This is a genomic window from Teichococcus aerofrigidensis, assembly GCF_054073225.1.
Genome location: NZ_JBSXMU010000122.1, coordinates 1 through 9,182, shown reverse-complemented (window position 1 = coordinate 9,182; position 9,182 = coordinate 1). Strand labels below are relative to the sequence as shown.

Annotated in this window: 12 protein-coding genes and 1 riboswitch; of the genes, 6 read left to right on the top strand and 6 right to left on the bottom strand. The window is 73.1% G+C overall.

Going from position 1 to position 9,182, the window contains the following annotated elements:
• Positions 1-601 (bottom strand): CoxG family protein (locus ACVMLK_RS17775; RefSeq protein ID WP_457487157.1); only part of this gene is annotated, 601 nt, incomplete at its 3' end.
• A 176-nt stretch (positions 602-777) separates the two neighbouring features.
• On the opposite strand from ACVMLK_RS17775, the gene ACVMLK_RS17770 reads away from it, so the two are divergent.
• The 3 genes from ACVMLK_RS17770 (at position 778) to ACVMLK_RS17760 (ending at position 3,609) form a co-directional block, all read left to right on the top strand.
• Complete coding sequence (locus ACVMLK_RS17770; RefSeq protein WP_457487156.1) at positions 778-2,133, top strand: O-acetylhomoserine aminocarboxypropyltransferase/cysteine synthase family protein; 1,356 nt, start codon at positions 778-780, stop codon at positions 2,131-2,133.
• Between the two features lie 17 nt (positions 2,134-2,150).
• Positions 2,151-3,194 carry an isopenicillin N synthase family dioxygenase gene (locus tag ACVMLK_RS17765; protein ID WP_457487155.1) on the top strand — a complete coding sequence of 348 codons (1,044 nt, stop codon included), beginning with the start codon at positions 2,151-2,153 and terminating at the stop codon, positions 3,192-3,194.
• Positions 3,195-3,303: 109 nt separating this feature from the next.
• Positions 3,304-3,609, top strand: coding sequence for an alkylphosphonate utilization protein (locus ACVMLK_RS17760; RefSeq protein ID WP_198364714.1), 306 nt, complete (start codon positions 3,304-3,306; stop codon positions 3,607-3,609).
• Positions 3,610-3,613: 4 nt separating this feature from the next.
• On the opposite strand, the gene ACVMLK_RS17755 is transcribed toward ACVMLK_RS17760, so the two are convergent.
• The 5 genes from ACVMLK_RS17755 to ACVMLK_RS17735 form a co-directional block, all read right to left on the bottom strand.
• Complete coding sequence (locus tag ACVMLK_RS17755) at positions 3,614-4,426, bottom strand: hypothetical protein (protein ID WP_457487154.1); 813 nt, start codon at positions 4,424-4,426, stop codon at positions 3,614-3,616.
• A gap of 92 nt (positions 4,427-4,518) precedes the next feature.
• Positions 4,519-5,541 (bottom strand): ABC transporter substrate-binding protein, encoded by a 1,023-nt coding sequence (locus ACVMLK_RS17750; RefSeq protein ID WP_457487153.1) that lies wholly within the window; start codon positions 5,539-5,541, stop codon positions 4,519-4,521.
• A complete protein-coding gene (locus ACVMLK_RS17745) occupies positions 5,538-6,302 on the bottom strand; it encodes an ABC transporter permease (protein ID WP_457487152.1) in 765 nt (254 codons plus the stop codon). Before ACVMLK_RS17745 ends, ACVMLK_RS17750 begins: the two co-directional genes overlap by 4 nt.
• On the bottom strand, positions 6,299-6,679 hold the full coding sequence (locus tag ACVMLK_RS17740; RefSeq protein ID WP_457487158.1) for an ATP-binding cassette domain-containing protein: 381 nt from the start codon (positions 6,677-6,679) through the stop codon (positions 6,299-6,301). The genes ACVMLK_RS17745 and ACVMLK_RS17740 overlap by 4 nt, the downstream gene beginning before the upstream one ends.
• Entirely contained in the window at positions 6,601-7,035 is a 435-nt protein-coding gene (locus tag ACVMLK_RS17735; protein WP_457487151.1) for an ATP-binding cassette domain-containing protein, read from the bottom strand. The genes ACVMLK_RS17740 and ACVMLK_RS17735 overlap by 79 nt, the downstream gene beginning before the upstream one ends.
• Positions 7,031-7,142, bottom strand: a riboswitch (TPP riboswitch). It overlaps the preceding gene by 5 nt.
• Positions 7,143-7,249: 107 nt before the next feature.
• Here ACVMLK_RS17735 and ACVMLK_RS17730 point away from each other — a divergent pair.
• From ACVMLK_RS17730 to ACVMLK_RS17720, 3 genes are all read left to right on the top strand, one after another.
• Positions 7,250-8,389: an acetoin utilization protein AcuC gene (locus ACVMLK_RS17730; protein WP_422924408.1), complete on the top strand. Its 1,140-nt coding sequence runs from the start codon at positions 7,250-7,252 to the stop codon at positions 8,387-8,389.
• A 7-nt stretch (positions 8,390-8,396) separates the two neighbouring features.
• Positions 8,397-8,885 (top strand): DUF192 domain-containing protein, encoded by a 489-nt coding sequence (locus ACVMLK_RS17725; protein ID WP_457487150.1) that lies wholly within the window; start codon positions 8,397-8,399, stop codon positions 8,883-8,885.
• On the top strand, positions 8,875-9,182 hold a 308-nt coding region (locus ACVMLK_RS17720; RefSeq protein ID WP_457487149.1), incomplete at its 3' end, for a lysozyme inhibitor LprI family protein. The genes ACVMLK_RS17725 and ACVMLK_RS17720, both read left to right, overlap by 11 nt.

Here is a 9,182-nt window from a genome sequence, read left to right as displayed (position 1 = left end):
TCGCGGCACCGAGCCGCTCCACCGGCGAGGCGTCGCCGACCGGCGTGCCCGGCGCGGGGGTCGGGACGGTGCCGGGGGGCAGGGCGGCCTCGGCGGAGGGGCGCGGCGCCGGCGCCTCCGCCGATGCCCCTGCCTCCGCCCTGGCCTCCGCTCCCTGGGGGGCGTTCATCTGGGCGGCGAAGCGGGTGAAGAACTGGTCGGCCATCTGCTTGGCGGTGCTGTCGATCAGCCGCGCGCCGAGCTGCGCCATCTTGCCGCCCACCTGCGCCTTCACGGCATAGCTGAGCAGGGTGACGGCCGGCGCCTCCTCCTTCAGCGAGACATCGGCGCCGCCCTTGGCGAAGCCCATGGCGCCGCCATTGCCCTCGCCCGAGATGGTGTAGGATTCCGGCGGGTTGATGTTGCTGAGCTGCACCTTGCCGGTGAACCTGGCGGCCATCGGGCCGATCTTGATCGAGACGCGCGCCTGGAAGGAATCCTCGCCGGTGCGCTCCACCGATTCGCAGCCGGGGATCGAGGCGCGCAGCACCTCCGGGTCGTTCAGCCCCTCCCAGACGGTCTGGCGCGGCGCCTCGATGCGGCGTTCACCGGTCATTTCCATCGTCAACTCTCCCTGTAACCCGATACGCGAAGCTAGGCCGGGCCGGGGCCGGGGGAAAGGGTGGCTCCGCCGCCTCCGTCACCGAGCCGGCCGGAGGGGGCGGCCGCTTTCTTATTGACTTTATGATTTCGCTGTTTCTGTAATTACCAAAGATAGAATGTGATTTGGGGGACGGCATGAGCCAAGCAGCGGGGGATGGCGAAGTCCAGCAGGGCGCAGCCGCGGCCATTGGGCCGCAGAAGCCGGAGACCCTGGCGCTGCACGCCGGATGGCGGGCCGATCCCGCCACAGGGGCCGTCGCCGTGCCGATCTTCCAGACCACCTCCTACCAGTTTCCCGATGCGGCGCATGCCCAGCAGCTGTTCGCGCTGGAGAAGCTCGGATTTACCTACACCCGGACGGGAAATCCCACCACCGACGTGCTGGAGAAGCGTGTGGCGGCGCTGGAGGGGGGCGTCGGCGCGCTGGCCCTGGCCTCCGGCCAGGCGGCCTCGGCCTTCGCCCTGCTGGCCCTGGCGCGGGCGGGGGACAATGTCGTCGCCAGCACCGACCTCTACGGCGGGACCTGGAACCTGCTGGCGAACACGCTTGGCCGCCAGGGCATCGAGGTCCGCTTCGCCGATCCGGCCGATCCGGAGAATTTCCGCCGCCTGACCGACGAGCGCACCCGGGCCTATTACGGCGAGACCCTGCCGAATCCGAAGCTGACCGTCTTTCCCATCGCCGAGGTCGCGGCGATCGGCCGGCCGCTCGGCATCCCCCTGATCCTGGACAACACCGCCGCGCCGCTGCTGGCCCGGCCGCTCCGGGATGGCGCCGCCGTGGTGGTCTATTCGGCCACCAAGTATCTCGGCGGCCACGGCACCAGCATCGGCGGCATCATCGTCGATGGCGGGCATTTCGACTGGACGGCGCATCCGGCCCGGCAGCCGGCGCTCAACACCCCCGATCCGAGCTATCACGGCGCGGTCTGGACCGAGGTGGCGGCGCGGCACGGCATCGGTGCGTATGTGGCCCTGGTGCGCAGCACGGTGCAGCGCGACCTCGGCGCGCCGATCTCGCCCTTCAACGCCTTCCAGATCCTGCAGGGCATCGAGACCCTGGCGCTGCGCATCGAGCGGCACTCGGCCAATGCCGCCGCCGTGGCCGAGTGGCTGTCCCGGCACCCGCGCGTCAGCCGGGTGATCCACCCGACGCGGCAATCCGGCGCGGCGCGGGCGCGGGCCGAGCGCTACCTTTCCGGCGGCTATGGCGGGCTGGTCGGCTTCGAGCTGGCCGGCGGCGCGGCCGAGGGCGCGCGCTTCATCGACCGGCTGAAGCTGTTCTACCACGTGGCCAATATCGGCGACGCGCGCAGCTTGGCGATCCATCCCGCCACCACCACCCACAGCCAGCTCTCGCCCGAGGAGCAGGCGGCCAGCGGCGTCACGCCGGGCTATGTCCGCCTGTCCATCGGCATCGAGCACATCGACGACATCCTGGCCGATCTGGACCAGGCCCTGGCCGGCGCGCGCCTCGCCGCCGCCGCCTGAACGACGAGGAAACCCGCATGACCGCCCCTGTCGCCGCCGGCATCACCGAACTCCCGCTGCTCGATCTCAGCCGCCTCGACGCCGGCCCGGAGGAGCGCGCCGCCTTTCTCGCCGAACTCCGCGCCACGGCGCGCGACGTCGGCTTCTTCTACCTCGGCGGCCATGGCGTCACCCAGGCCGAGATGGAGGCGGTGCTGGCCATCTCGCGCCGCTTCTTCGCCCTGCCGGAGCCGGACAAGCTCGCCGTCGAGATGATCCATTCGCCGCATTTCCGCGGCTACAACCGCGTCGGCCGCGAGCTGACGCGCGGCCAGCAGGACCAGCGCGAGCAGTTCGACGTGCATGCCGAGCGGGAGGCGCTGGACTGGCGGCCGGGCGATCCGGGCTGGAAGCGGCTGCAGGGGCCGAACCAGTGGCCGGAGGCGCTGCCGGAGCTGAAGCCCGCCCTGCTGCACTGGCAGGCGCGGCTCACCGAGGTCGGCATCCGCCTGCTCCGCGCCTTCTCCGAGGCGCTGGTCGGCCAGCCGGATGCGCTGGAGGCGATCTATGCCGGCCAGCCGAACCAGACGATGAAGATCATCCGCTATCCCGGTCAGGACGGCGCCGGCGACCAGGGCGTCGGCGCGCACAAGGACAGCGGTCTGCTGACCTTCGTGCTGCAGGACAGCCGGCGCGGCCTGCAGGTGCAGAACGAGGCGGGCGCGTGGATCGACGCCGAGCCGCGCCCCGGCACCTTCGTGGTGAATATCGGCGAGCTGCTGGAACTGGCCTCGAACGGCTACCTCAAGGCGACACTGCACCGCGTGGTCAGCCCGGAGGCGGGGGCGGAGCGGATCTCGGTCGCGTTCTTCCTCGGCGCGCGGCTCGATGCCGAGGTGCCGCTGCTCGACCTGCCGCCCCATCTGGCCGCCGAGGCCAAGGGGCCGGCGAGCGACCCGCAGAACCCGCTCTTCCGCTCGGTCGGCCAGAACTACCTGAAGGGCCGGCTGCGCTCGCACCCCGACGTGGCCGAGAAGTACCACGCCGACCTGCTGGCGCAGCCCGCGGCCGTCCCCGCCTGAGCGGAGCCCGCGCGCGCCCTGCCATGCGCCCCCTTGCCATGCGCATCAGGGCGCTTGCGCGAAGCCCGGCCCGGGCGGAGAACCGCCGCGTTCCAGCAGGGAGGCGGCGATGTCCGGCGATGAGGACTATGTCTATGACGAGGCCAGCGGCGAGTGGCGCCCGGCCTCGGAGGTCGCGGCGGCCACCGCCGCGGCCGCCCGGGTGGAGGTGCGCGACGCGGCGGGCAACCTCCTGGCCGATGGCGATTCCGTCACGCTCATCAAGGACCTCAAGGTCAAGGGCGCGAACCAGACCCTGAAGCAGGGGACGGTGATCCGTTCGATCCGACTGACCGCCGATCCCGAGGAGATCGACTGCCGCCACGACAGCATCAAGGGCCTGGTGCTGCGCACGGAGTTCGTGCGCAAGCGCTGAGGCCTCAGGCGGCGAGCGCGGCCAGCAGCGGCGCGTCCAACCCCTCGCCGGGGAGGCCGAGCTCGGCCCGCAGCGTGGCGATGGCGGCGAGGCTGCGGCGGCCGATGATGCCGTCGATCGAGCCGTCATAGAGGCCGCGCGCCTTCAGCGCCCGCTGCACCGCCCGGAGCCGGGGCAGCGGCAGCGCCTCCGATCCCGCCTCCGGCCAGGGGATGCAGCGCTGCGCCCGTTCCAGCCAGCCGTAGCGGTCCTGCAATCCGGTCAGGCCGCCATTGATGCGGCGGGTCAGCCCGGCATAGTCGCCGGCATCGCAAAGCGGGTTGAGCCGCTTCCAGGACCAGTAGGCGCAGGCGATGGTCACGGCATGCGCGGGGTCGTCGGCGAGGCCCGGCTCCTCCTCCAGCGGCAGGCCGCAGAGCCGGCCGAGGGCGCGGTAGGTCTCCCGCCCGGTGATCTGGATATAGCCGCGCCCGCGGTAGCGGTAGCCATCGCCTGGCCGGTCGTTGCCCATGCGCCCGCCATAGACGGCCTCGGCCAACGCCTCGGGCGAGAAGGCGAGGCGACGGGCCGCCTCAGGCGTCGGGAAGCGGGAGGGCCAGACCTGCATCAGCCGGGCGGCGGAATAGGCGAGGTTCTCCGTCCGCAACTGCAGCCCGCCCGATTCGTGGCCGAGCTGCGCCAGGAAGAAGTGGCAGCGCTGCCGGTTGGCGGCCAGCCCGTGCGCGGGGAGAAGCCGGGCCGCCTCCGCCGCGAAGGCGGCGAGATGGGCGGCCGGGGCCTCCGGGTACAGGGCTCGCAGTTGCGGCAGCGTGAGCATACGGGAACTCCTTCCTGGCCCGATCGGGCATTCGGAAGAAATTCCTATATCAAACGCGGCATTTGCACAAGAGAATTAGGATTTGATTCTCATCAGGCGGCGGGAAGCTCCACGGCGTACCGCTCCACCGGCGGCACCGCGCCGATCATCGCCTTCTCGTGCAGGAAGCGGGCGAAGCGCTGGTAGCGGTTCGCGTCGAGCGCCGCCGGGGCCAGGGCGAAGCGGTTCAGCGTGTCGCGGAAGGCGCGGCGGTTGAGCTCGTTGTCCAGCTCCTTGCGCGGCCCGGCGATGAACATCTTCCAGGACTCGTCGGGATTGTTGATGAGGAAGGTGGTGGCGCCCTCCAGCGCGTCCATGAAGCGGCGCAGCGCCGGGTCCCGCGCCCGGTCGCGGTGCGCGACATAGATCAGCTCGTCATAGATCGGCATGCCGTGCTGCTCGGGGTAGAAGGCGCGGCCGGGCCGGCCCTCGATCTCCAGCTGGTGCAGCTCGAAGTTGCGGAAGCCGCCGAGGATGGCCTCCACCTGCCCGGACATCAGCGCCGAGGACAGGCCGAAATTGACGTTGACCAGCTGCACGTCCCGCACGCCGAGCCCGACCGTGCCCAGGATGGTGCCCACCGCCACCTCCTCGAATCCGGCCGTGCTGAAGCCGATGCGCTTGCCCCTGAGGTCGGCGAGCGAGCGGATGGGGCCGTCGCGCAGCACCGAGAGGGTGGAGAGCGGCGTCGCCACCAGCGTGCCGACGCGGACCAGCGGCAGGCCCTGGTCCACCGCCAGATGCAGGTTCTTCTGGTAATAGACGCCAAGGTCGGCCTGCCGCGCCGCCACCATGCGGGGCGGGTCGTTCGGATCGGCCGGGGCGATGGTCCGCACGGCGAGCCCGGCGCGGCCGAAGAAGCCGGCCTCCTGCGCCACCACGATCGGCGCATGGTCCGGATTGACGAACCAGTCGAGCAGCAGGGTCAGCGAGGCCGGCGCGGCGGTCGGTGCCGGGGACTGAGCCGGCGCCTGAGCCGGCGCCTGGGCCGCGGCGGGGCCGGCGAGCGGCAGGGCCAGGGGCAGCGCCAAACCGGGCAGCGCCCGGCGGGTGATCCCAGGGGTCGTCCCGGTCATAACGGTCTTCCTTTCTCGGTGTCCTCGGAGAGCTGGTCCGGCTGCCAAGGCAGCAGGGCCCGCAGCAGCCGGTCGGTCGCGAACCACAGCGCCATGGCCATGCCGGCCAGGAGGGTCAGGGCGGCGAACATCACGTCGGTCTGGCTGCGGCCATTGGCCTGCAGCATGACGTAGCCGAGCCCCGCCGAGGCGCCGACCCACTCGCCGACCACGGCGCCGATCGGCGCCACGGCGGCGGCGACGCGCAGGCCGGAGGCCAGGCCGGGCAGGGCGGCGGGCACGCGGATGCGCCACAGCGCCGCGCGGCGGGAGGCACCCATGGTGGCGGCAAGGTCGAGCCAGCCCGGCTCCGTCCGGCGCAGCCCATCATAGAAGGCGGTGGCGACGGGGAAGAAGATGATGATGGTCGCCATGGCGATCTTGCTGCCCAGGCCGAAGCCGAGCCAGAGCGTCAGCAGCGGCGCGATGGCGAAGACCGGGATGGCCTGGCTGGCGACCAGCAGGGGCAGCAGCCAGCGCCGCCCGCCACGCCAGGCGGCGAGCAGCAGCGCCGTCGCGCAGCCGAGCAGCGTGCCGAGGGCGAGGCCGAGCAGGATCTCCGTGCCGGTCGTCACCGCATGCGGCCAAAGGATCTCCCAGCGCCGCCAGAGCACATCCGCGACGCGCAGCGGGGAGGGCAGCAGGAAGGGCGGCACCTCGCTCCAGCGCACGAAGCCTTCCCAGATCAGCAGCAGCCCGAGGGCCGCGAGCAGCGGCCTCACACCGCCTCCGCCAGCCGCTCGAGCAGCGCCGCCTGCGCGGCCAGCACCGCGGGCTCGTGCGCCGGGCGCAGCGGTTCGCCGGGGGGCATCGGCTGCTCCTCCGCCACGGCGCCATCCGGGGCCGGGCGCAGCACCAGGATGCGGTGCGCCAGGCGCAGCGCCTCCAGCGGGTCGTGCGTCACCAGCAGCACGGTGCGGCCGCGCAGCAGGCCGGCGGCCAACCCCTGCAGCCGGTGCCGGGTGGGGGCGTCCACGGCGCTGAAGGGCTCGTCCATCAGCACGATCGGCCGGTCCTCCATCAGCGTGCGGGCGAGGGCGGCGCGCTGCCGCATGCCGCCGGACAGCTGGGCCGGCCGGGCGCCCTCCCGCCCGGCCAGCCCGACGGCGGCGATGAGCGCGCGGGCGCGGTCGAGATCGGGGGGGGGGGCCCCCCGCCGAGCGCGACATTGCCGATCAGGTCGAGCCAGGGCAGCAGCAGATCCTGCTGGCCCATCCAGGCGACGCGCCCCTGCAGCGGCCTGCCGTCCCCGGTCGTGACCCGCGCGCCCGGCGGCAACGGCAGCAGGCCGGCGAGCAGACGCAGCAGGGTGGATTTGCCGACGCCGGAAGGGCCGAGCAGGGCGGTCAGCCGCCCGGCGGCGACATCGAGCCGCGCCGCGCCCAGGATCGCGCGGCCGCCCAGCCGGATGGCGGGCAGGGACACATGCAGGGCAAGTCCATCCGAGGATGCCATGGCAGACCACCGATCCCTTCGCCGGCATGACCCGGATCAGGTTCAAGGGGTCGCAGGGCCCATCCCTGCCTCTCAGCCCGCGCGATCGGGCTCCCCCCGGAAGATGACGTCTCTATGCGACAGGCGCGGGCGGGGCGCAAGCCCGGGCGGCCGGAGGCTTCCCATCCGCCGCCGCGGCCCCATCTCCAGGAGCCTCCCTCTCCGCCGTGACCGGATGCCCGCCCCCTCGCCACGCCTCATCGGTTCCGAGATCTACCGGAAGTCCACCTACGGGCCGAAGCACCCGCTGGCCATCCCGCGCGTCTCCACCGCGCTGGACCTGATCCGCGCGCTGCGCTGGCTGCCCGGGGATCGCTACCTCGACAGCCCGCGCGCCACGCCGGCCGAGCTCGCGCGCTTCCATCACCCGGACTACATCGCCGCCCTGATGCGGGCCGAGGCGGAGCAGGCGGTGCCCGCCGAGGTGCGCGAGCGCTTCCACATCGGCGCGCGGGGCAACCCGGTCTATCCCGAGATCTTCCGCCGCCCCGCGACCAGCGCCGGCGGCGTCCTGCTCGCCGCCAGCCTGACGGCGGCGGAGGGCGGCACCCTCCATGTCCCCGGCGGCGGCACGCATCACGGCCGGCCGGATCGCGCCAGCGGCTTCTGCTACCTGAACGACGCGGTGCTCGGCCTGCTGCGCTGGTGCGATCTCGGTCTGACCAACATCCTCTACATCGACATCGACGCCCATCACGGCGACGGTGTGCAGGACGCCTTCCAGGACGACCCGCGCGTCTTCACCCTGTCGATCCACGAGGGCGGGCGCTGGCCCTTCACCGGGGCGCTGGAGGACCGCGCCGGCGGGTATGCCCGCAACATCCCGGTGCCGCCGGGACTGAACGACAACGAGTTCCTCCACCTGCTGCGCCAGGCGGTGCTGCCGGTGGCGCGCCACCTGCGGCCGCAGGCGATCATGCTGCAATGCGGCGCCGATGCGCTGGAGGAGGACCCGCTCGCGCGGCTCTCGCTCTCGAACAACGCCTACTGGGAGGCGGTGCGCGCCATCCGGGGGATGGCGCCGCGGCTGATCGTGCTGGGGGGCGGGGGCTACAATCCCTGGTCGGTGGCGCGCTGCTGGGCCGGGATCTGGGGCGTGCTGGATGGGCGCGAGCCGCCGGAGCGCCTGCCGCCCGAGGCGGAGGCGGTGCTGCGGGCGCTGAGCTTCCACCGCGCCGCCGGCCGCAACCCGCCGGAGCACTGGTTCACCACCCTGCGCGATCCGCCACGGCCGGGACCGGTGCGGGGCGAGATCCGGCATCTGGCCGCCGCCACGCTGGAGGGGCTGCCGGACCCCCTGCGCGGCGTGGCATAAGGGCGTCATGCATCGCCGCTCCCTGCTGGCCCTCGCCGGGCTGGCCGCACTCGCCAACCGCTCCGCCCCGGCCCAGGGCTCCTCCCCCGAGGGGCCGCAGCCGCGCCTGCCCACCGAGCCGCTCGTCATCGTCACGCGCGACGGCCAGCGTCATGCCTTCGACGTCGAGATGGCGCTGACGCCGGAGCAGCAGACGGTGGGGCTGATGTTCCGGCCCGAGGTGAGGCCGGACGAGGGCATGCTTTTCGACTGGGGCCAGCCGCGCGAGAGCGCCATGTGGATGCGCAACACCATCGCCTCGCTCGACATGCTGTTCATCGCCGCCGACGGCCGCATCCACCGTATCGCCGAGCGCACCGTGCCGCGCAGCCTGGCCACCATCGAGAGCCGGGGCGCGGTGCGGGCGGTGCTGGAACTGGCCGCCGGCACGGCGGAGCGCCTCAACCTGCGCCCCGGGGACCGGGTGCTGCAGCGGATCTTCGGCAATGCCGGCTGAGGCCGGCGGCACCGGGCCGCGCCGGAGGGCGCCGCTCGCCATCCTCGCCCTGTCGCTCGTGGCGATGCCGCCGGGCGTCGCCGCCGGCGCCAGCTTCGACTGCGGCAAGGCGCGCGGCGCGGTGGAGCGGATGATCTGCGCCGACGACGAACTCTCCGGCCTGGACGAGCGCATGGCCGCCGCCTTCCGCGCCGCCGGCGGACCGGCATCCGGCGCCGCGCTGCGCCAGGAGCAGCGGGCCTGGCTCACCGCCCGCGACCGCTGCGGCGACGCCGCCTGCCTGCGGCGGGCCTATCG